This window comes from Streptococcus castoreus DSM 17536, from assembly GCF_000425025.1.
GTDB classification, from domain to species: Bacteria; Bacillota; Bacilli; order Lactobacillales; family Streptococcaceae; genus Streptococcus; species Streptococcus castoreus.
Genome location: NZ_KE384295.1, coordinates 17692 through 38797 on the forward strand (window position 1 = coordinate 17692; position 21106 = coordinate 38797).

Genomic DNA, 21106 nt, shown 5'->3' on the forward strand with positions numbered 1-21106 from the left:
AACCGTGCGCTACCTAAAAAATTTGAACACATACAAATAAAGTAAGTGGTAAGAGTTTTTAGGTAACGTAAAACGTTGATATATAAGGGAGAACAGACAATTGTCTGTTCTCTCTTTTTTTCTGAAAAAATAATTAAAGGATTAAAAAAATGTCTAGTCATATTGAAATTGTTATGAATATTGATACATTAGAAATCTTTGAAGTCATTCATCATGACGAAGAGGGTGATAATGTTGAATTGTCAGAGACTATAGTAGATAGTGATTCTGCTTTGATGGTACAAGAAAAGGATGTTCAATCTAATGAACAAAGTAAGACGGCTACTCTTGCTATGGAAAGATATGTTCAATTAACATTGTTTGATACTATTTTAGATAATAATTTGATTGGACAGAAAATAGCTTATTTCAATGATTCCTAAGTTCAAGAAACAGATAAATTTGTATGAGATTTACAAGGAGAAAATGATATGGAACAAGAAGAAATTGATCAAATGATTGAAGATTGGGTGGAAAATGGTTTTCCTACTGAATTAAAACAGTTGATTTCTGAAGAGGAGTTTCAATGAGGTTCTTAGATTTATTTGCAGGAATAGGAGGTTTTCGAATGGCTCTTGAAAGACAAGGCCATGAGTGCGTTGGTTTCTGTGAGATTGATAAATTTGCACGATCTAGCTATAAGGCTATTTATAACACAGAAGGAGAGGTTGAATTTCATGACATTACAAGAGTCAGGAATGATGAATGGCGACAATTTAGAGGAAGAGTTGACATCATCTGTGGAGGCTTCCCTTGCCAAGCATTCTCTATCGCAGGAAAGCGAAGAGGTTTCCTTGATGAGACTCGTGGAACGTTATTCTTTGAAGTCGCACGAGCCGCTCAAGAAATCAAACCATCATTGTTACTGCTTGAGAACGTCAAAGGCTTACTATCTCACGACAAAGGGAGAACTTTTAGAACAATCCTCTCCACGCTTGATGAATTGGGGTATGATGCAGAATGGCAGATACTTAACTCAAAGGATTTCGGTGTTCCCCAAAACAGAGAGCGAGTGTTCCTTATCGGACATCTTAGAGGCAAACGTACCAGAAGACTATTTCCTATCGGACGAGAAAGTACAACATTTGATCCTAAATCAAAGGAAATAATCATCGTTGGTAATACTAAAAATCCAACTACTAAACAAAAAGGGACAAGATCAGTGGTCTATCATAATAAAGGTCTGATAGGAACATTAATGGCAACGGATTATAAAGAACCGAAACAAGTTGCTATCCCTGTATTAACTCCTGATAGACTTAAAAAACGACAAAACGGTAGACGATTCAAAACAGACGGAGAGCCGATGTTTACATTAACCAGTCAAGATAGACACGGCATTCTACTTGCAGGTCACCTACCTTCTGTGAGAGAACAGTCAGGTCGAGTTTATGATCCAAATGGTCTATCTCCTACGCTTTCGACGATGCAAGGTGGAGGACAAGAACCTAAGATTATTCAGAGAGCAAGAGGTTATAACAAGGTTGGTGAACATACTATATCACCAACCTTATCAAGCCATAGTTGGCAGGAGAATAATGTGCTGTGCATTCGAGAGGCTACGTTGAAAGGCTATGCGGAAGCAGGTATTGGAGATTCTGTCAATCTATCACATCCTAACTCAAAGACTCGTAAAGGTCGTGTTGGCAAAGGTCTTGCTAATACCTTGCTGACGGGTGCAGAGCAAGGAGTAGTGACATCACAATATCGTATTCGCAAACTGACACCAAGAGAATGTTGGAGGCTACAAGGGTTTCCTGATTGGGCGTTTGATAAGGCTAGTCAGGTTAATAGTAACAGTCAATTGTATAAGCAGGCTGGTAATAGCGTTACAGTTAATGTCATCGAGGCTATCGCAAAACAATTTGAGTAAACGGAAAAACCAGATGGGGGAACTGCCTTGAGAAAGGGGGGAAATGATGTCTCAAAATCCATATTATGATCAATTAGTGTCCAGTGAACCATTAGGCTTTATTGATCCTTTTGAAGATTTAGGAACGTTTGATGCCTACCATATGCGTTTCAAAGAATCTGTTCGAGAACTCATCAACCCCCACTCAGGCAAACCTTATTCCCCAAAATGGCAGACTAAAATTCAGGAAATGAGAAAGCTCTATATCAAGTATCAAGCGAGTCTACGAGAAGAACCACATCATGAATTGAGTCATCGTATGAGAAGTGAGGCTAACCAAGCCTACGTTGACAAAATAATAACCACTTATTTGACATTAGGCTTTCACTTTAGCGAGATTGAACGACAGTTATCAGTATCTAGTAAAAATCTTAGAGCAAGATACAAGCGCAGTGATTATATAAAGATTAATTCTTTGGAAGTTTATGACAAGCAGGATTTATCAGACGGCTATATGATGGCTAAAGATTATATCCCTGAAAACAAAATGATTAAATAGGGAAGATTATGTATTTGAAAGATATTTATCAACTCATCCTTAAAGATGGACTAAGACAAACCAAATTCAAAAATAGTCACATGAAACTAATCTCTTCAGCTGAAGAGAAGATGAAAGGTTCCATCTTTGGTTTTCGTTCTAAAGCTAATATGGTTAAAGCCCGTGGTCTTGTTCTGACCTCACTAGAAGCAGTCTTAGAAAACCAAGCTAACTTTACCCACTGGACACCAAATGTCTATTGTTATGGCTCTTACAGCGATGAAACACGCCAAATCACATGTGGGCATTCAGAAGACAATTTGAGACAGATTAATACGTTTGTTATTGATTTTGATATTACTTCTTCGGCTGAAGAAATGACACAAGGGGATATTCTAACCGCTGCTATCGATCTTGGCTTTATGCCTACCCTGATTTTGAAGACAGATAAAGGCTATCAAGCTTACTTTGTACTGTCTGAAGCAGCTTACGTGACAGCTCATTCTCATTTTAAAGTTGTCAAAGTTGCTAAAGCTATCTCTCAAAATTTGCGAAATCACTTCAATCAAACCTTACCAGTCGATTTGACCTGCAACCATTTTGGTATCGCACGTATGCCACGAACGGATAATATTGCCTTTTTTCATGCAGACTACACTTATTCATTCCAAGAGTGGCTAGATTGGTCGATGAAACAGTCTGGTCTCCCATTTCCAAGCAAAAAACCAAATCTAACTGTCATTTCTGGGACAGAAGGGATCAAACAAGTCGATGAGCCTTGGTATCACATGCTTTTGAATGAGTCTAATATCAAGGGGGCTAAAGCTCTGATGGGGCGAAACAATGTTCTCTTTACACTAGCACTTGCCAACTTCTCAAGTGGTGTTTCTCAGGGCGATTGTGAGGTCGTTTTAAATGACTTTAACCTAGGATTGGACGAACCAATCACGACAAGCGAGCTTCTCAAACTCGTTTCAAGTGCCTATTCAGGTAAATATGAGGGAGCTAGTCGTGACTACATCACCTTACTCTGTCGAGCATGGGTCGATGAGAAACTGAAACATACTGACCTCTTTACGCATCAGAGATGGTACAAATTCAAAAAGAAACGTTCAGAACGTCAAAAAAGCCACTTGCATGAATGGAAAGCAGATGTCATGGCTTACTTGGAAAAAGAAGGCCAAGAGACCCCTTTTCTTCAGACGACTAAAAAGGCTATTCATGAAGCGATTGGTATTCCTGAACGCAGCTTAGTCAGAGTCCTAAACGTTTTGAAAGCAGAAGGTAAAATTTTTTACCGGGTCAAACGGGGCCGAAATGGTGGCTTACGCTTGGCAGCTATCGTCTCCATCTTCCAGTCTGTGATTCGGTTAAAAAAAGAACGACAGGAGGCTTATTTGGCGAGCATTTCAGGTTTCTTTAGCGAACCCCTAACCCTTGTAAAACAAGCCGTTCTAGCCCTTGAAACAAGGTTAAAAAAGGGACAACAATTGTCGCTCTTTGAACGGGATATTGGTTAAAAACGAAAATGTGCCAAGTGCCTTACATTTATATCTACGATACGAGAGATAGAAAAGAGAGGAATGGCTCATTTCATAGTATTAGTATTAAAATACTAAACGAAAGAAAATGCTAAAAACATAGAAAGTGAGAACTAATAGTATGGATTATCTGATTTTTAATTATCACGACGGAGAATTTCTTTGTGCTCAAGGAAGGTTGCTTCGTTTTGCTAGTCAAGGATTGGCTAAGCAGTACATGACGAGTCATTACCAAGTGCCTCGACCTGAAGATGTCACGAAAAAAACACTAGAGGTCAATCATTATGAATTTCCATTTAAAATTGTGAAAGCGAGGAGTTGTTCATGAGAACTATACAAAAAGGGGATTATCAGCTCCTTAGGGGTTACTACTTGACTGGTCTTGGTCAAGAAGGAGATGCTTATTATTTCAAGCTGTCAAAAGAACATCCCTTATTTCAAAAGTTACAGGCAGGTGATGTTATCGTGAGTTTCTATCAGACCAAAGAATTGATAACGAGTATCCCAGCTTTAGTCAGGGTTGACGGTGTCATAGAAAACTTAATGACCATCAAAGCGACACTTGCGGAGGAAGAGAAAAAGCATGTGCCACATCTCCCCGTGATTAGAGTCTATGAAGGTTTTGATCCGCTTCACTATGCCCAGATAATGGAAAGCTATCAGGACTTGAAGAAAGAAATGAGACAATTAACTCAATTCCAAGTGGTTCAAGGTAGTCTCTTTGATATGGATGAGGGGGAATGTTATGAAAGTTATTAAATTATCTAGTCTTATAGTCATTGTTGTAGCAGTCTTGTCCTTTGCAGGATTAGGAGTAAAGACCTTTTGGCAAGAGACAGTTGACTTAGATTATTCTAGCCATTTGACAGCTAAAAGCTACCAACAACTAGTGGAGACCGGGGATTTTAATCTTGTCTTTTTCAAACGAGGGTGTCCGATGTGCCAAGCAGGAAAACAAGCGGTTCTAAAAGCCAGTCAAAACAGCCCTTATCCAAGTGTGATGGTGGATGTGGAAACTGATGAAGGTCAAGTTCTTGTTAGACAATATGGTGTGACCAAAGCAGCTAGCCTTGTACTTAGTCGTGATCATCATATCCAACAGTATCGCTATGTCATCAAAGCTCATGGTGGGCAATTCATGCCAAATCAAGAGGCACTCAAGGCTTTAACAAAGGAGACGACACATGCCAAAATGGAGTAAACAATGGTGGGAAAAAGCTAAGACATGGTCATTTGTTAGGCAGATGCTCACACTAAAAGTATGGCTTGAGGATCATACAATTCATCGTAAAGTCTTTACCTTTTTTGCCCTCTTGTTAGCTTGGTTGAGCTTATTGGTTGGGGCACTGGCATCCCCTGAGAGGATTCGCTACACCAAAGAAGAATTGAATACACGACAAGTCTTTGGCAATGGTAGTGGTGAAGTGACCCTTGTGAGTCAAGTCTATTCCCCAAAAACGAAGATGATTGTTTTATCCTTTCAAACCAAGGATAGTACGTCCAGTGTTCGAGAAGGGATTGTGAGTCAAGAGTTAACATGGCATCTTTATGGCAAGAAAAAAGGAACACAGGCAATTATGGAGGTAATTCCTGTCACAGATAACAAGCTGTCCGTTGTTATTCGTCATGTGCCAAGCGACTTTGATACCTTTGCGGTTGAGATTACGAATCATACGGCACTCTCTAGTAGCGTAGATGTTGATATTGCTTCGTCAAAAGATAGCAGTCAAACATCATTAAAGCAGAAAAAAACGAACGATAATAGTGTTCAGTTCTATATCACGACTGCGAACAAGGAGCTGAAAACCAAACAAATCACATCGGTCTCTCGAGAGGCCGTTGCCTTAGCTGCTGTCAGGGAGGAAAAAGAATTTCAAGAAGACCAAATGCAAAAATTGAAGTCCTCTATTGAACAATTGAAGCAATCCATCAAGACGGACCAAACCACTAAAGAGAGCTTGGAAATTGAAAGCAAGTATTTATCTGGTTCTGATTTAGAAACTAATCAAAAGAAAGTAGAGACCCTAGAAACTGAGATGACGACTAAAACCAAAGCCATTGATAAGGCCCTGTCCAATATCCAATTGGTTGATGAAAAACTAGCTAACCTGACTAAGAAGGAAACAGCTATCAAAGACGGTTCTTTCCAATTTACAAACGCCATTAAAACCATTGAGATGGAATAAGGAGGTTTCCCTATGACAAAAGGAGTCTATAAAGGCAGTTTATTAGCCCAGAAAATTTTAACGGAAAAGTTGGAAAAGACAATGACTAAAGAGAGAATGTTAAGGGAGATGAGTCCTCGTTATAGGCGATTAGAAAACGTTCAACTAGTAGGAGTGGTTTTAGTTGGCCTAGTGTTTTGGTATTTTTTTAGTTTATTGCTATTCACAGTCGTAGGAGTCCTACTCGTGAAACTACATAACCATCTTCCTGCTGTGAATGCAATTTCTCTTGATACCCCTATAACCATCTTATGGCTGGAGAATTGGCAGGTCAATATTACCTTGGTAGCGATAGGAATTTGTTGCCTTTGTCTGAGTAAAACGATGACTGATAAGATGGAAGCGCTCAAAAGGCAGCAGATGACAAGCAACTCACGAAGGATTACCTCACTTGGAAGGAGAAACTAGAATGACAACGCTTGAAAAAATTGAACGCTTTTTAGGTCGTCCTCTTGGAAAAGATGAAGGAGTCATACAGATTCAGTATCAGATGTGGTGGCCGTCTTATTTGGTAGAAGAGGGGGAACAGATAGAACTACAAGTCCATATTCTTGGTGATGATGAGGATATAGAGCAACCGCCGCGACAACGTTCTAAACGTTTCAGCGATCCCATTTTCTATGCCTTGTCATCGCAAGAAACAGTCAATGCGGTCACAAAGCGACCGTTTCCCAATAAATATTACGTGTCGTTAGCGAGTAAAAATAGTCGTAAACATCATAACGATGGTTATCTGATTGTTGGAGAAATAGATAAGTTACGGACAATCCGCTACCTTCAATTTTCTGCCTACGGGAAGCAGAGTGGACTAGATAAATGTTTTGTCTTTTCCGTTGATACGTCTGCTTTAAACCCAACAAAACCGCTCATGAAGATCAGGTTTCAAGATATGGCTTTCTTTAATAGAGAGTGTATGGACGAAGAAAGATGCTCTCAATGTGTACCAACTTTGACCGTGTCCAATTCTCAGATGATAGGTGATACAGATAAATCTAATGGTTACCATCTTACTAACTATATTTACTCTCCTTATCAGGATGTCCTTGGAAAAGCACTTAATCAAACGTGTGAAAAAGAGCTAATGATTCCACTAGCAATAACAGATGAAGGGGTATCTGAAGTTTATGAATCCGTCGATGAGCAAGGACAAGCAACTTGGATACCATACCCAGAACCTTTATTTACTTGGTATGTTTATTTTCTAACTGAAGCGGTAGTATTAGGTGCTTTACCCTTGACAACTTATTAACTAATAGTCAGATCAGAAAGGTATTTAACCAATGAAAAAACATACTCGAAAATGGAAAACACTAAACAAAAATGGTCTCAAATTATCGTTGATTTGTGGGATAAATTGGCTCATAAAAATTGTTTTCATGGGAGAATTTTATCTTTTATCAGCTACCTTTTTAGGCTTATTGACGTATTACATGCCACAGGATATTCAATTCTTTACAGTGAGAGTTTTGGAATGGATAGTTATGCTCAAAATAGTCATAGATGTTACCCGTACACTTCTTTCAAGAGAGATGCAATGGATAGTAAAATCTCTCCGATTAGGGGTAATGTATTTAGCTTTTCTAGCTGGCAATACCTATATCAAGCAAAATAATTTGACAGAAATGTTGGTCAATCGCCTGTTGACGTTCTGGCTCATTAGTCTTGTTCTAGCAGCTCTTGTAGCGTTCATTCAGCCGAGATTATTTAAACATTATCTTTTCAAAAATGTTATTAACAAAGAGTATCTAGGTATCCGAAAACTAACAGATGAGCTACCGCCAATATCTAATCTTTATGTAGATGTCAAAGAAGTAGATGCGGACAAACGGATGCGACTCATTAACCAGAATGTCATCAAGCCACCTTATCAAGATGCGGTCGAATTGAGCTATTTAAATAGGGAAGTTATCACAGCTATTAGTTATAAAGTAGTTCCATTTAACAAAGAAACTGAACGTACTTTTATAGACGATGATAGTATTTATTATCCAATATTTACGGTTCACCCTTTTGGAAGTTTGGAAGGGAAATCAGACTTTTATCACACACTAATTAAACTTAGACTCAGTCAAAAAGATGCGTTTACGGCAATAGGAGTCAGAGATTTTTAACGATAAAAACCATTCCATTTAGTTTATTTGGGATGGTTTTTTAGTGACTTGCCCATTTAAGAACAGAAGAATGGTTTATCCCTTATGATAGATTTATCAAAAAGAAGGAGGCCACCTTATGGCAAAAAAAGCAATTTCAAAAATCGAACAAGACCTTGAACAAGCAAAAGCTCGTGTATCTGAATTAGAAGAACAACGCAAACTAGCTTTGGAAGAATCGGACAAAAAAATTGGTCGTACTTATGTCCAATTGAAGCAGTTAGAAAACAAGGCCTTGACTCGTGAGGCTATTTTAGCCGAACTCAAAGAAGATTTATTGTTGGCAAAAGAATATCAAAAAGAGTCCAAAAAATCACAAAGCACGTCGCAAGAAGTGACCGAACAAGACCAATCGTGAGAGTAAAAATTACTCTTTTTCAGCTGAAACTGACCAAAAAAGAGTGTGTCTTTGTGTGCTGTAAGAGTATGTAAAAGTAACACTAGTGTGTTTTACGGTGCGTTAAGGAGTAGTCAAAAGTAGGCGAAGCCGAGAAAAATGCTATCATCGGAAACGTTGATACTATCAACATATCACGGCACGTGATATCAGTTTCCCTTATGCTCTTTTCAGTCAGTGATCAGTTTGAGATGACAGACTGATTATTCGAAAAAACAGAAAAACAATTTTTTTCGCTGTGTTACGAAATTTGGCATTCTTTTGTTATTTTTGACACGAAGAAAAAACAAACTAAGAATTTTTTAGTAGATATAGTGAATAATGAGACGGAGAAATGAAAATGGATATTTTAATACGTGGGCTTTCAAATGACGAAGTTGATTATCTAAAAACGCTCGCTAACCAACAAAAGGCAAAATCCTTTAATCAGTTTTTAGTTGACCTGTGTCGGGAAAAAATTCGCCATGGCAACTTCAATCGTGCGGAACATTTGTATGTTGTGCCACTTAAACAAATGGCAGAGGCAAACCAATTTCTCGTCCAACAAACGACCCAACAAAGCCAAGACCTTGAACAGCTAACAGCACAAATGGAAAATTTTTCACACCACATTGCTCGTTGGTTGAAGTATGAAGGAATGGAGGAAATTGATGAGTAAGCAATTTATGATTCGCAATCTTTCTGATGATACTTTTTTGCAACTAAAAGACCTATCCAAACAATTAGGTTATGGCAGTTTCAATCAATTCATCTTATCGCAACTGGAATTAATCGCAAGTAATAACGGCTTGACCCTTTACGATAACGCCTTTGCCAAAGAACTAGTAACCATCAAATCAAACCAAAAACAGTTACTCGAAAACCAACATCAAATTCAAATCAACCAAGTGGCTTTGTTAGCTAAACAAAAAGAAGTCGGCGAGTTATTAGAAACATGGTTACAGTTCATGGATGAGCTGGATGCCATTAACCAACGGGATATTTTGTGAGGGAGTGAGTCATGAAGAAAAACAAATCATTTGTCCTTGCCTTGATTTTTACCATTATCATTTTGGTACAACCGCAAAGTTGGCAATGGCTCAAAACAACCTTCACGCAAAAAGATATTGCCCAACAATTAGCCTTTACGAATTCGACTGATGAAAAAAATGAGACCGTGCATGAGCTGCACCAAACCGAAAATCAAAAACTACTTGAGTTGTCTTATCAAGGTCAATCGGTCATAAAGGTTCATGACAAAGCAACCTTTACGGAAGAAGAGTTATCTCTTGAAAAGGGGAGTTGGGAATCTTACAAGCCACTTGATTGGCTTAATCGAGTTGGAGAAGCCAATGCTCTTTTAGGAAAAGAGTTGTTACCTCAAACAAGACGAGGGGATATTTCATCCGTTAAACCAACGGGCTGGAAAAATAAAAAAATTATCTTTAATGGCAAGACCGATTATCTCTATAATCGCTGTCATTTGATTGCTTATGAGTTGACGGGACAAAATGACAATCCCAATAATCTCTTTACAGGCACACGTGCCTTGAATGCTAATTTTCAAGTTCAAGCTTCATCCATGCTTTACTATGAAAACCTCATCGCAGGTTATATCAAACAAACAGGGCATCACGTCCGTTATCGAGTAACCCCCTTATTTAGAAAGCTTGAGTTAGTGGCACGGGGGATCAGACTGGAAGCCCAAAGTGTCGAAGATGACACCATTTCATTTGATGTCTATCTCTTTAACGTGCAGCCCAACTATCGCATTAATTACCTAACCGGCTCATCTGAAAAAATCAAATCATGACTTATAGAAAGAAGAGGAAACAATCATGACCCCAAAAACAAAACGACAATCGGTTTATCTTGTTCCTGAAAAACAAGAACAGTTAGAACGCATCACCCATTATTTAAAAGAGGCCTATGTCATTCCTGAAGTGAGAAATTTTTCAGTGGTGATGGGATTGTTAATTGATACGTTTGAAGAACTATTTTTAGAAGATAACACCCTGCCCTATTATGATCGCTTGGCAGATTTGAAAGAACGTCAATCAAGCAAAGATGCGATTTCCAAAGAACTGAAATTATTGGCCAAACAATTAGACCTGATTACTTATTTGGGTCTAAGTAATTTCCATGCGACAACCAGTGGACCGATGTGGAACATTGATGATTTGACCGCTATCCATTCCATGGATGATCCACACCAAACCCAATTACTGTCTCATATTGAAGACCTCATTCAAAAAGACAAAAGTCGTGGGCAAGTGATGAAACATTCTTAAACCATTGAGGAGTTAAGTCGACATGAACATGACCAGTCCTGCTATTACGTTTATGATGCAGTACACTAAGCCCAATACTCGTTATGTGGATTACACTAACCGTGAAGAAGCCACAGAAGTTGAGAATGAATTAGCCTTAGAAAACCAACGTCAGACTACCGAAGACCTGACAGAAGAACAAGTACAAGCTATTTATGATCAAGTACCTGAACAGGATTTAAGCTTCAAAGACTACATTGATTACATGAATCGCTCTTATGCGACTGAAAACCAAAATGAAGAAGTGACTGCCATCTTTACACAAGAGACCAATTATTTGGAACGAGAGAAGGTTTCTCAGCTGAAAGAAAAATTACAAGAGGCCTATCGCAACGAGTCGCTTTTATGGCAAGGGGTGATTTCCTTTGATAATGCTTTTTTAGCGGAACAAGGACTCTACAATCTTGAAACCCATCAGGTTGACCAAACAGCTCTGAAACAAGTCATGCGTGAAACGATACCGCAACTCATCAAAGCAGAGGGTCTATCAGAAACGGCATTTTGGTGGGGCAATATTCATCTCAATACTGATAACATCCACATTCATTTTGGCTTGTCTGAGCTAGAGTCCAATCGTGACAAAATCTATTACGAACCAAGACAACAGTGGGAATACAGGGGGAATTTCAAACAAAAAAGTCTCAATCAGGTCAAGTCTACTGTTTATCATGGCTTGCTTAAGGAAAATGCCAAAGAAGACTTGCTTCGCCAAGAACAGATTTTGGCCAATCTCAAAACAAAACTTCTTGGTCAAGTGATGGAATCAAGTCGTCAGGTGTCTTCAGCTGAAAAAAATTTTTTGGAACAGGCTTACCGTCATTTGCCTAAGGATAAGCCATGGCGCTATGGCTCGAATGCCAAGGATTTTGCGGTCAGTAAATTTTTCTTAGACAAGTATATTGATGCCTATTTAGAACAAAACGGTAACGAAAGTTATCAAGCTTTTTTAGCGGAAACAAAAGTCTTTCTCAAGAATTTTGAGGGAGCTTATTCAGCTGAAAAAAACAACAGCTATGATCAAGAGAGATTAGTGTCTAAGCGTGTTAATGAGTTGAGAGAGCGTCTCGGCAATCATATTCTGCGTTACCTCAAAGAGCATGCGGATGATGCGTTGATCATGACACAACCTTCTAACCTATCGCAATTGTCAACCGCAAACCAAGAACGAATTTTAGCACAATTTCCAGAGGCCACCTTTGTTCAGTCTCGTGAGTCTTGGGAAAAAGAAGGTTATACTGTTACTGAAACGGCTATTCCTCTTTGGATCATCAAGCCAAGCTATCAAGAGTATGACAAATATGGCAATGGAATAGGACAGCCAATCTTTGAAGAAGTAGCCATGTTTGATATTCGACACGTTGATGGTAGTCACCGAACAGAGCGGTTGAGTCTGAGTCATCTCTCTGATTTAAGTAAGACCGATCTTGAAACCTTAATAGGGCTAACTAAAGATCAAAAAGAACTGTCAGACAAAGACCGACAATCATTAGGCTTGTATCGCTATGCTTTGAAACGCTATCATCTTGAAGAAAAACAAGTTGAACTAAGGCTCAAGGAACGCTTATTGCATCAATGGGAAGCCAAAGGAAGTGATGGTTTATACAAAGAGTGGAAACTAGCAGATATTCGTCAGGAGTTAAGCTATATCCAGTTACAATTAACTCCTAACTATCAACTGACATCCTCTGATATTAGTCATAAAGAAGCCCTAGCAATGGCTTATCAAGATCCTAAAGCCTTACCAATTGCTAAAGCGACTCAAGAAGCATTAAGCCCCCTTAGAGAGCGTTTATCAGCTGAAAAAAATTTAGTGGGGTTATTACAAGATAAAACCATTTTAAGTCTCTTAGAAGGTCAGGAAATAACACCAGCTATAGTGATTAAGCAACTTGACAACCGATTATCACTCCTAGATACCAAGGCAGCGATTCATCAAACCAATCAAAAAATCGCCCAAACAGACGATAGCGAGTTTCAAAAACAACTGAAACAAGAAAATGGTCGCTATTTTGCACAACTGAAACAGTTAGAAAAAGAATTCACATCAGTTTCTTCAACTGACAAAAACAATCGGCTCAAACAATCCATACAGAATCAGCTTCAACGTCAAAAACAGTCTTATGCTCAACAGCGTATGAACTCTAGTGGAAAGTTTTCGACAGCTTTTATGAAGGGCATGTCCATGAGCTTGAGAAATCTTGGAACAAGCCAGAAACGAGCGCTTCAAGCAAGACATCGTCAAGAAGAGCGAGAAGAAAGAGAAAAGCAAAATCGTTAAGGTATGGTTGACGAAGCTATCAAAAGAGGTTCTGATGAATCTCTTTTTTATTCAGTGACTTGCCTATTTAAGAACATGATTATTGATTATCCCTTATGATGTCCTTAGAAAAAAGAAGGAGGCAGATGCATGCGAACATATTTTCCAAGTACAAGGCATGAAGACCTTGATATGACTGAAGAATGGTTGGTTCAAAAGATAGATGAACCAACCAAAACAGTCCTTTTTGAGGGACGAGGTGTGAATGAGAAGCTAACGTTGGAGGTTGACTACAGTCAAAACCTCAAAGCCTTTTCACAGTTAAGTATCGGTGAGTTAGTTGCTCTACCAAAAGAATGGTTAGTGACAGAGGCAGTTGGTCGTTATCAACCAGATTGGGAATGGTTTTAGGAGGGCATCATCATGGCAGAGAAAACATGGGAAGAAAGCGTTCAGTATGCCAAATCACGATCTATTTTAGACGTGGCAGCGGACCTAAATATGGAACTATATCGTCAAGGAAAAGAGTATCGATGGAAAGAACACGATAGTTTGGTTATTACTCCCTCTAATAATCTGTGGAATTGGTTTTCGAAAGAAGATGTTGGTGGTGACGTTATTGAATTAGTCCAAACGATCAAAGAAGTCGACTTTAAACAAGCTGTTTCTTACCTGAATACTGGAGATTTTAAACAGGTTGTCGCTCAAACACAAGTATCTCAAGAAGCCTTTCGTTACTATCTTGCACCTTATGAGCAGCCTTTTGATGAAGCGAGACAGTATCTAAAAGAGGAACGAGGCTTATCAGATGATACTATAGATTTCTTTTACGACAAAGGTGTCCTTGCCCAAGCTAATGCTAAGGTAGGAAATGATATTGAACCTGTTTTAGTCTTTAAAAATTTGGATGAGAATGGTCAAGTGGTTGGTGCGGCCTTACAAGGTTTAGTGGCTAATCCTGATAAGTATTTCGGCCGAGGTTACCTCAAACAAATCATGAAAAATTCCCAACCTTACAACGGAATGCATGTCGATATTGGCACACCAAACAGACTTATCTTTTCGGAAAGTAGTATCGACCTCATGAGTTACTATGAAATCCATAAGGATAGCTTATCAGATGTTCGTTTAGTTTCTCTAGAAGGATTAAAAACAGGAACAATGGGACGGCATTTGGTTCAGTTAAGATCTGAAATGGAAAGGCGACAACTATCATCTAGCTGGACGGATGATATTCTATCTCAAGGCTTAGATGAGGCAGTAAAACAGGGGTATTTCAAGGATGGCAAGAATAGTCAACTCCTAACCTTAGCGGTTGATAATGATCCCAAAGGTAAGCAACTAATTCAAGGATTGAAAGACAAGGGGATTCCAGTCATTGATGCGACACCGCCTAAACAAGAAGACCAATCTAAGATGGATTGGAATGATTATTTGAAGCATGAAAAACGAGGGGACAATCTTATTCAGATTCCAGTTGAACATCTGATAACCGTTGCAAGGAAAGAGCTACCTGCTAATATTCAAAGCAATGAAAAAGTCCAAGACTTACTTGGACAAGTGGAGGAATTGGGACAGACAGCCTATTTTTGGGTAACGGAGGAAGACATTGGTCAACCTAGGGAAATTGTTTCTCAACTTGATAACTGGTTTTCATCTGGCAAGGTGGATGAGAATTATACGAGCGAGAGATTTGAACTGACGACAGGGGATAACACCTATATGATTGAATTCAAAGATGGTAATCAATCACTTCAAAATATGGAAGATTATGTCCAATATATTTCTGAACAGATTAAAACCGAGGGGGTTGGAAGTGTCCAATCAGAGCTTGAAATGACCATCTCTGATTTCAATCAAGTGAAAGAAGCTATTACTAAAGCAATGGATAGTCAAATAGATGAGCTATCTATCGCCTTTAGTCAACAAGAAAAGTCCCTTGATGATTATCAAAAGACAGGACTTGGTTCAGAACAACAAAAAAACGAGAGGACGTCTCAGCGCAAGGGTTCTTTACAGCCCGAAGCTGAAGGTAGCACCTCACCCGTACTTGAAACAAGTACCTTTGATCGCTCTGTTACCAGTCGACCTACTAGATCCTCTCATTACTTAAAGTTTACCATAAAAGATGGCTTTAAGTCAAGAAAAACAAGGGTAGAGAAGTCTATTGATGCTTATCATTTAGGTAAATTGAACCGAAGGGGATATGACCTTCAAGAAGCGGCACAATTTTATTTAACGGAATTGGCCAATAGTACCATTCATTACTTTACTATGGATGGTAGCTTAGTACAAGTCAATTTTTTGGAAAGTAATTTTATGCATCTAACGGGCTTGAAAATAGTTGGTAAAGGAGCTACACCAGAAAGTATATTACATGACTTTGCTAGAGGTGGTGAGCTTAGCTATGAGGACATTCGTCTAAAAAATACGGAGTCTCCTTTTGATAAAATCAAGGTGCTACCTGATTTAGAGACAGTCCTTCAAACAGATTCATTCTATTTTGATCAGTTACAGAACATATCTAGATATGAATGTCGTTTTGATAGTTTAATAAAAGCAGATGATAGTGATTTGATGGTTCTCTTTCGTATGAATACGGAGGATGGGACAGTTCCTGTTTCTGTTTTTAAAGCAAGACAAATTTTGAGAGATGAGTTGAAAGGGACAAGAAAGAATGAAATCTTAGGTATTTTCCGTGAACGAGACGGTCAGATAGAACAAATTGCCGTCAACAGCTTCTATGTTAAAGACGGCGGTCAAGAAATGCTTCGCTTATTACAAACCAACAGCGTTCAAGAAGGAGTATCAAGTCCTAAACCTGCGATGACTAAAGCCCCCCTATCTCCAAAGTCGAAAATTAAGGAGGCCATCCAACGTCAAGCCAAACAAGCCTTGACGGTTTCTTCAGCTGAAAAAAATAAAGGTTTTGATTATCATAAGGCATCGGCTTATGAGTTAAGCCAACAAGCTATTCAAGATATCAAAGCCTTTACAGAGTCTCCTGAGGACTTAAAAGCCTATCTTGATTTCATGAGTCGCTTCCCTCAGTTATCGCCAAGAAATGCAGCACTCATCCAAGCACAGTGGCCGGGCGCAAATGCGGTTGCCACCTTTAAACAGTGGCAGGAATTAGGAAAGGCACTGGACTTAGGGGATGCCGATGTCATTTCCAGCAAACGAACCTATACCAATAAGCGTACTGGGGAAAGTAAAGAAGTGGTTGATCATAACCTCTCTGTCAAAGCGGGGGAAAAAGCCCAAATCACCCTTTTTAGACCGGTCATGGTAGCCATGATACCAGTCTTAGATGATAAGGGACAACAAGTCATCAATCAAAAAGGCAATCCTAAGTTTAAACCCTTATCCCAAGCCACGCTTGACGAAAAAGCCTTAGTCAAGGCTCAAAAGTTGAAAGTCTCTCATTTTCAAGATGTCGATGCGAAAGGCAATCGAAAATTCATGACTTATAAGGTGTTTGAATTATCCCAAACAACCTTAAACCCTGAGTCTTATCCCAAAGCCATGCCGAATCGTCATTATGATTTTAATTTGGATCAGGTCAAAACAAAAGAAGTCCTACAAGGCTTACAAGATTATGCCAACTATCTCAAGGTGGCTATCGTTACAGATGGTCAAAATGGGCAAGACAAACAATTGGGAAATGGCAAAGGCGCTTTTTACCCTCTTGAGCAGAAAATTGTCCTCAATCCCAATAATACTCAAGGAGAGACGATTAGCACGACCATTCATGAATTAGCACATGCTACGCTTCATAACCCACAATTAATCCAAGGGAAACAAAACGATTTGACCAAACCTCAAAAAGAATTAGAAGCTGAGATGACAAGCTATTTAGTATCCAAGCATTTTGGCTTGGATACGGCTGAAAAAGCTATTCCTTACATGGCTAAATGGACCAATCAATTGAAAGAGATGACCGATGAGGACTTATCAACGGCTATGACGAGAGTCCATAAGACGGTCGCTCGTATGGTATCAAGTGTTGAGACTTACACTAAACCCTATGCGCTAAAAAAGTCACAAACACGACCACAAGCACCAGTCAAAAAGCCACCCAAAGGCAGAAAGCTATAAGATGATGACCCCTTATTAAGGGGTTATTTGCTTTTTTTAAGTGAGTTGCCCATTTAAGAACATGGTTTGTCATTATCCCTTATGATGATGATAGAAAGACTAACTATCAGGAGGAGTGGATGCATACCTTATTATTAGCTGAAAAAACAGAACAAGCTAAGGCTTATCTATCCTGTCTAGGGAAAAGCAAGAAAGAAAAGGGTTATTTTTCATTACCAAATACTCCCTATTTTTCTGGTCAAGTGCGAGTGGTAGCTTCAGAAGGGCACCTCTTTGATTATACCTTGCCTGAAAACAATTGGGATTTGGACCAGCTCCCTTTAACAGACGTTCATTTTAAGCAGGTATTAAAGTCTACCAAACAAGCCAAAGCAACCTTTCAAACCATTTATCATCTCGTGGAATGGGCTGATGAGATTGTGATTGCAACAGATAGTGACCGTGAAGGGGAGCGAATCGCCTATTCGATTTTATCGCATATCCCTAAAGGTCTAGAGAAAATAACCAAACGTCTATGGGTGAATTCTTTGACCAAAAGAGGACTCGAACAGGCTTTTTTGACCTTGAGAGATCCCAAAGAAACCTATGACTATTATTTAGAAGCTGAGGCCCGCAGTCAAAGCGATTGGTTGGTGGGGATGAATTTATCACCTCTAGTCACTTTGAGCCTACAAGCACAAGGGCATCTAGCCCAGAAATTATCTGTAGGTAGGGTTCAAACACCTTTAGTTCGATTAATCTGTGAGAATGATGTGGCTATTCGTGATTTTGTGCCAAAAACTTATTTCAAAATAGTGCTAGAAGACAAAAAAACAGGGCAACTATTTGTGTCAGAGGACAAATGGTTATCCAGTGAAGCGGTGCTCTTAGCTAGTAGACAACTAACCAATAGTGCCACCATCCGAGAGAGTCAAGGAGAGGAGGTTCGAAAACTAGCACCGCAACTGTTTAATCTTTCAGATCTTCAAAGCTATAGTGCCAAGCATGCGGGATTGAGTAGTCAAGAGACTTTACAAATTGCTGAAAAACTCTATTTGAAAGGCTATCTGACTTACCCACGAACCGATTGTCGTTATATTAGTGCCTTTGAATTTAGCTACCTAAAGGATCACCTACTCGATTATCAAAAAGCCACGAACACAGTATTTGACCCTGCTTATCTGAGTCAGCGAGACACTTATGTTAATCCTAAGAAAGTCCAAAAGCATTCTCACCATGCCTTGATTCCAACAGATAAGATTCCTGATTTAACCTCTCTCAGCCGAGAAGAACGCTTCGTCTATGAAGCTGTCACGAAGCGAAGTTTACTCATGTTTGCGGCAGACTGTCGTTACCACATCACGAGTATTAGTCTTGATAATAGCGGAATCGTCTTTAAGGGACAAGGGAGACAATTAATGGATAAGGGGTGGACCGCTCTTGTGCCATCTGGAATTCGAAAAGATAAGGTTCTTCCGGACTATCATGTGGATGAATCCGTTTTAGTGGCATCACGGATTGTGGAAGGTAACACTAAGCCTCCTAAACGCTTGACAGAAAGTCACCTCATCGGCCAAGTCATGCCTAAGTATGGGCTAGGCACACCTGCCACAAGGGGAGGAGTGATTGAAACCATTCAAAAACGAGGCTATGTGACGAAAGATAAACAGACCGGTCAACTCTTTCCGTCCTCTCTGGCCTATATCTTGGTCAATGCTTTGTTAGATAATGAGTTTTCAGATCCTGAAACGACTAGTGGTTGGGAATTATTTCTATCTCAAATTGGGAAGGGACAATTAAATCCGAGAGAGTTTGTGGATGGCATCAAAGCAAAGATCAATCAAGAGGTTGAATCAGTTAAGGAGGAAATGAGGAATGACCGTCACTAAAACCCCGTTTTTGGATCGGTACACGACCAATGAAACGCAAAAAATCGCTAAGTCAGCACACTTCTATCCCGTTTATGGCAGGGATAAGGAAATCGAATCCCTTATTGTCTCACTTCTTCGGCGAAGCAAAAATAATCCTATCTTAGTTGGGGAGGCAGGTGTTGGTAAGACAGCGATTGTTGAAGGTCTTTGTCAGGCAATTTTAAAAGGGAACGTGCCTAAAGAACTAAAGAGTGTCAACGTTCGTTCTCTTGAATTAGCTAGTTTGATGGGACAAGACGAAGGCTTTATCCCAACCTTAAAGGCTATTCTAAAGGAAGCTATGGCGACCAAGGGGGAGAACCTCCTCTTCATCGATGAATTTCATACGGTAGTTGGAACAGGTGGCTCAGAGCGTTCCGCCCTCGATGCAGGGAATCTCCTCAAACCTGCTCTTGCGAGAGGAGAAATCCAGTTGATTGGGGCAACAACACTCGATGAATTTCATGAGTACATTGAAACCGATCGGGCTTTGGAAAGACGGATGCAGCCTATTATGGTAGAAGAGCCTACTCAAGAAGAAGCCATTCAGATTTTGGAAGCTGCTAAAGGGGCTTATGAAAGGCATCATCAGCTGACCATCACGAGGGAAGCCATTCGCCAAGCGGTAACGCTATCAGTTCGGTATATCCCAAGTCGCTTTTTACCAGATAAGGCTTTTGACATCATCGATGAAGCGGGGGCTATGGTGGTCAGGAAAGGGCAATCTTGTGTCACAGAAACAAGCATTGCGACTGTTTTTCAAGAAACCTTAGGGATTCCCATGACAACCCTCTTGAAAGAAGAGAGAAAAAGTCTTTTGGAGTTGGAGGAAAAACTAAAAGAGCGTGTTAAAGGTCAAGAGGGGGCCATTGAAATGGTTGTTGACAGTCTCTTAATTGCTCAAGCAGGCTTGCAAGATTTAAGCAAGCCCCTAGGCAGTTTTCTCTTTCTAGGGACAACAGGAGTCGGTAAGACAGAACTGGCTAAAGCATTAGCCCAAGCCTTATTTGGCGATGAGGGAGCTATGATTCGCTTTGATATGAGTGAATATGCTCAAGAAGGCGATGCGAAAAAGTGGATTGGCGATGCCCAAAAACGAACCAAAGGCCAATTAACGGAGAAAGTCAAAAACAAGCCCTATGCAGTGGTCTTATTTGATGAAATTGAAAAAGGTGCACCAGAAATGTATGACTTGTTGCTGCAGGTTTTAGATGATGGTCGCTTAACCGATAGTAGTGGCCGACTCGTTTCCTTTAAGCATACGGTGATTATCATGACAACCAACCTAGGCGCACCAAAAATCATCAAGCAGACCGAACTCAAAGGACCAATTGATGGCTTGAATGAACGGGATGCGAAGCAGTTTTTGGCTAGCATGATGGGAGAATTGCAATCTGATTTTCGTCCTGAATTTCTCAATCGGATTGAAGGGATGGTTGTCTTTAATTTACTTGATCAAGCTATTATTCGTGAAATTGCGCAGAAAAATCTTGACCACTTAAACCAAACCTTGAAAGCAAGAGGCTTTAATCTCATTTACGATGACCAACTGGTTGACTACCTCGCAGAACTTGGGACTGATATTAAAAATGGAGCAAGACCGCTTGAGCGATTTATGAAAAAGCACTTACTTGCCCCAATTGCCAAAGCCATCTTACCCCTCAAACAAGAAGGCTATGATCTGCTTGTTAGTATTGAGGGCGAGTCACCAAGCCCCAATCATCGTTTCGATAAACGAACAATCAAGGTTCTTATGAACCCTAAAAAGGATTCTTAAAATGAGTTGCCCATTTAAGAACATGGTTTGCCAT

21 protein-coding genes are annotated in these 21106 nt (G+C 39.6%); all 21 read left to right on the plus strand.

Features of this window, described 5'->3' with window-relative positions; translation table 11 throughout:
- The first annotated feature begins 149 nt into the window (after positions 1-149).
- The 21 genes from H346_RS0109185 to H346_RS0109290 all read left to right on the plus strand — a co-directional run bounded on the left by H346_RS0109185 (position 150) and on the right by H346_RS0109290 (position 21072).
- Complete coding sequence (locus H346_RS0109185) at positions 150-422, plus strand: hypothetical protein (RefSeq protein ID WP_027970830.1); 273 nt, start codon at positions 150-152, stop codon at positions 420-422.
- A gap of 143 nt (positions 423-565) precedes the next feature.
- On the plus strand, positions 566-1912 hold the full coding sequence (gene dcm, locus H346_RS0109195) for a DNA (cytosine-5-)-methyltransferase (protein WP_027970831.1): 1347 nt from the start codon (positions 566-568) through the stop codon (positions 1910-1912).
- Between the two features lie 46 nt (positions 1913-1958).
- Entirely contained in the window at positions 1959-2450 is a 492-nt protein-coding gene (locus H346_RS0109200) for a hypothetical protein (protein ID WP_027970832.1), read from the plus strand.
- Between the two features lie 8 nt (positions 2451-2458).
- Entirely contained in the window at positions 2459-3949 is a 1491-nt protein-coding gene (locus H346_RS0109205; protein ID WP_027970833.1) for a primase C-terminal domain-containing protein, read from the plus strand.
- Positions 3950-4091: 142 nt separating this feature from the next.
- The gene (locus H346_RS0109210) at positions 4092-4298 is read left to right on the plus strand and encodes a hypothetical protein (RefSeq protein ID WP_000385051.1); all 207 of its coding nucleotides are present in this window, start codon (positions 4092-4094) and stop codon (positions 4296-4298) included.
- Entirely contained in the window at positions 4295-4729 is a 435-nt protein-coding gene (locus H346_RS0109215; RefSeq protein WP_027970834.1) for a hypothetical protein, read from the plus strand. Before H346_RS0109210 ends, H346_RS0109215 begins: the two co-directional genes overlap by 4 nt.
- On the plus strand, positions 4716-5171 hold the full coding sequence (locus H346_RS0109220; RefSeq protein ID WP_027970835.1) for a hypothetical protein: 456 nt from the start codon (positions 4716-4718) through the stop codon (positions 5169-5171). Before H346_RS0109215 ends, H346_RS0109220 begins: the two co-directional genes overlap by 14 nt.
- Entirely contained in the window at positions 5155-6156 is a 1002-nt protein-coding gene (locus H346_RS0109225; protein WP_027970836.1) for a hypothetical protein, read from the plus strand. Before H346_RS0109220 ends, H346_RS0109225 begins: the two co-directional genes overlap by 17 nt.
- A 12-nt stretch (positions 6157-6168) precedes the next feature.
- Positions 6169-6603 (plus strand): hypothetical protein, encoded by a 435-nt coding sequence (locus H346_RS10005; RefSeq protein ID WP_244147261.1) that lies wholly within the window; start codon positions 6169-6171, stop codon positions 6601-6603.
- A gap of 1 nt (position 6604) precedes the next feature.
- Entirely contained in the window at positions 6605-7444 is an 840-nt protein-coding gene (locus H346_RS0109235; protein ID WP_027970837.1) for a hypothetical protein, read from the plus strand.
- Between the two features lie 31 nt (positions 7445-7475).
- Positions 7476-8306 (plus strand): hypothetical protein, encoded by an 831-nt coding sequence (locus H346_RS0109240; protein ID WP_027970838.1) that lies wholly within the window; start codon positions 7476-7478, stop codon positions 8304-8306.
- A 118-nt stretch (positions 8307-8424) separates the two neighbouring features.
- Positions 8425-8703: a restriction endonuclease subunit S domain-containing protein gene (locus H346_RS0109245; protein ID WP_027970839.1), complete on the plus strand. Its 279-nt coding sequence runs from the start codon at positions 8425-8427 to the stop codon at positions 8701-8703.
- A gap of 379 nt (positions 8704-9082) precedes the next feature.
- The gene (locus tag H346_RS0109250; protein WP_027970840.1) at positions 9083-9400 is read left to right on the plus strand and encodes a hypothetical protein; all 318 of its coding nucleotides are present in this window, start codon (positions 9083-9085) and stop codon (positions 9398-9400) included.
- The gene (locus H346_RS0109255; protein WP_027970841.1) at positions 9393-9731 is read left to right on the plus strand and encodes a hypothetical protein; all 339 of its coding nucleotides are present in this window, start codon (positions 9393-9395) and stop codon (positions 9729-9731) included. The genes H346_RS0109250 and H346_RS0109255 overlap by 8 nt, the downstream gene beginning before the upstream one ends.
- A gap of 11 nt (positions 9732-9742) precedes the next feature.
- Positions 9743-10534 carry a DNA/RNA non-specific endonuclease gene (locus tag H346_RS0109260; protein WP_027970842.1) on the plus strand — a complete coding sequence of 264 codons (792 nt, stop codon included), beginning with the start codon at positions 9743-9745 and terminating at the stop codon, positions 10532-10534.
- A gap of 25 nt (positions 10535-10559) precedes the next feature.
- A complete protein-coding gene (locus H346_RS0109265; RefSeq protein ID WP_027970843.1) occupies positions 10560-11012 on the plus strand; it encodes a hypothetical protein in 453 nt (150 codons plus the stop codon).
- Between the two features lie 22 nt (positions 11013-11034).
- Positions 11035-13329 carry a MobP2 family relaxase gene (mobP2, locus tag H346_RS0109270; protein WP_027970844.1) on the plus strand — a complete coding sequence of 765 codons (2295 nt, stop codon included), beginning with the start codon at positions 11035-11037 and terminating at the stop codon, positions 13327-13329.
- Between the two features lie 129 nt (positions 13330-13458).
- Positions 13459-13719, plus strand: coding sequence for a hypothetical protein (locus H346_RS0109275; protein WP_027970845.1), 261 nt, complete (start codon positions 13459-13461; stop codon positions 13717-13719).
- Positions 13720-13731: 12 nt separating this feature from the next.
- Positions 13732-17406, plus strand: coding sequence for a PBECR4 domain-containing protein (locus tag H346_RS0109280; RefSeq protein WP_027970846.1), 3675 nt, complete (start codon positions 13732-13734; stop codon positions 17404-17406).
- A gap of 119 nt (positions 17407-17525) precedes the next feature.
- On the plus strand, positions 17526-19274 hold the full coding sequence (locus H346_RS0109285; protein WP_027970847.1) for a type IA DNA topoisomerase: 1749 nt from the start codon (positions 17526-17528) through the stop codon (positions 19272-19274).
- Positions 19261-21072 (plus strand): AAA family ATPase, encoded by a 1812-nt coding sequence (locus H346_RS0109290; protein WP_027970848.1) that lies wholly within the window; start codon positions 19261-19263, stop codon positions 21070-21072. The genes H346_RS0109285 and H346_RS0109290 overlap by 14 nt, the downstream gene beginning before the upstream one ends.
- Positions 21073-21106 lie beyond the last annotated feature (34 nt).

What these genes read in the sequence shown, in the direction of transcription:
- H346_RS0109185 (WP_027970830.1), top strand. Translation starts at nt 150, where the DNA reads ATGTCTAGTCATATTGAAATTGTTATGAATATTGATACATTAGAAATC.
- dcm (WP_027970831.1), top strand. Translation starts at nt 566, where the DNA reads ATGAGGTTCTTAGATTTATTTGCAGGAATAGGAGGTTTTCGAATGGCT.
- H346_RS0109200 (WP_027970832.1), top strand. Translation starts at nt 1,959, where the DNA reads ATGTCTCAAAATCCATATTATGATCAATTAGTGTCCAGTGAACCATTA.
- H346_RS0109205 (WP_027970833.1), top strand. Translation starts at nt 2,459, where the DNA reads ATGTATTTGAAAGATATTTATCAACTCATCCTTAAAGATGGACTAAGA.
- H346_RS0109210 (WP_000385051.1), top strand. Translation starts at nt 4,092, where the DNA reads ATGGATTATCTGATTTTTAATTATCACGACGGAGAATTTCTTTGTGCT.
- H346_RS0109215 (WP_027970834.1), top strand. Translation starts at nt 4,295, where the DNA reads ATGAGAACTATACAAAAAGGGGATTATCAGCTCCTTAGGGGTTACTAC.
- H346_RS0109220 (WP_027970835.1), top strand. Translation starts at nt 4,716, where the DNA reads ATGAAAGTTATTAAATTATCTAGTCTTATAGTCATTGTTGTAGCAGTC.
- H346_RS0109225 (WP_027970836.1), top strand. Translation starts at nt 5,155, where the DNA reads ATGCCAAAATGGAGTAAACAATGGTGGGAAAAAGCTAAGACATGGTCA.
- H346_RS10005 (WP_244147261.1), top strand. Translation starts at nt 6,169, where the DNA reads ATGACAAAAGGAGTCTATAAAGGCAGTTTATTAGCCCAGAAAATTTTA.
- H346_RS0109235 (WP_027970837.1), top strand. Translation starts at nt 6,605, where the DNA reads ATGACAACGCTTGAAAAAATTGAACGCTTTTTAGGTCGTCCTCTTGGA.
- H346_RS0109240 (WP_027970838.1), top strand. Translation starts at nt 7,476, where the DNA reads ATGAAAAAACATACTCGAAAATGGAAAACACTAAACAAAAATGGTCTC.
- H346_RS0109245 (WP_027970839.1), top strand. Translation starts at nt 8,425, where the DNA reads ATGGCAAAAAAAGCAATTTCAAAAATCGAACAAGACCTTGAACAAGCA.
- H346_RS0109250 (WP_027970840.1), top strand. Translation starts at nt 9,083, where the DNA reads ATGGATATTTTAATACGTGGGCTTTCAAATGACGAAGTTGATTATCTA.
- H346_RS0109255 (WP_027970841.1), top strand. Translation starts at nt 9,393, where the DNA reads ATGAGTAAGCAATTTATGATTCGCAATCTTTCTGATGATACTTTTTTG.
- H346_RS0109260 (WP_027970842.1), top strand. Translation starts at nt 9,743, where the DNA reads ATGAAGAAAAACAAATCATTTGTCCTTGCCTTGATTTTTACCATTATC.
- H346_RS0109265 (WP_027970843.1), top strand. Translation starts at nt 10,560, where the DNA reads ATGACCCCAAAAACAAAACGACAATCGGTTTATCTTGTTCCTGAAAAA.
- mobP2 (WP_027970844.1), top strand. Translation starts at nt 11,035, where the DNA reads ATGAACATGACCAGTCCTGCTATTACGTTTATGATGCAGTACACTAAG.
- H346_RS0109275 (WP_027970845.1), top strand. Translation starts at nt 13,459, where the DNA reads ATGCGAACATATTTTCCAAGTACAAGGCATGAAGACCTTGATATGACT.
- H346_RS0109280 (WP_027970846.1), top strand. Translation starts at nt 13,732, where the DNA reads ATGGCAGAGAAAACATGGGAAGAAAGCGTTCAGTATGCCAAATCACGA.
- H346_RS0109285 (WP_027970847.1), top strand. Translation starts at nt 17,526, where the DNA reads ATGCATACCTTATTATTAGCTGAAAAAACAGAACAAGCTAAGGCTTAT.
- H346_RS0109290 (WP_027970848.1), top strand. Translation starts at nt 19,261, where the DNA reads ATGACCGTCACTAAAACCCCGTTTTTGGATCGGTACACGACCAATGAA.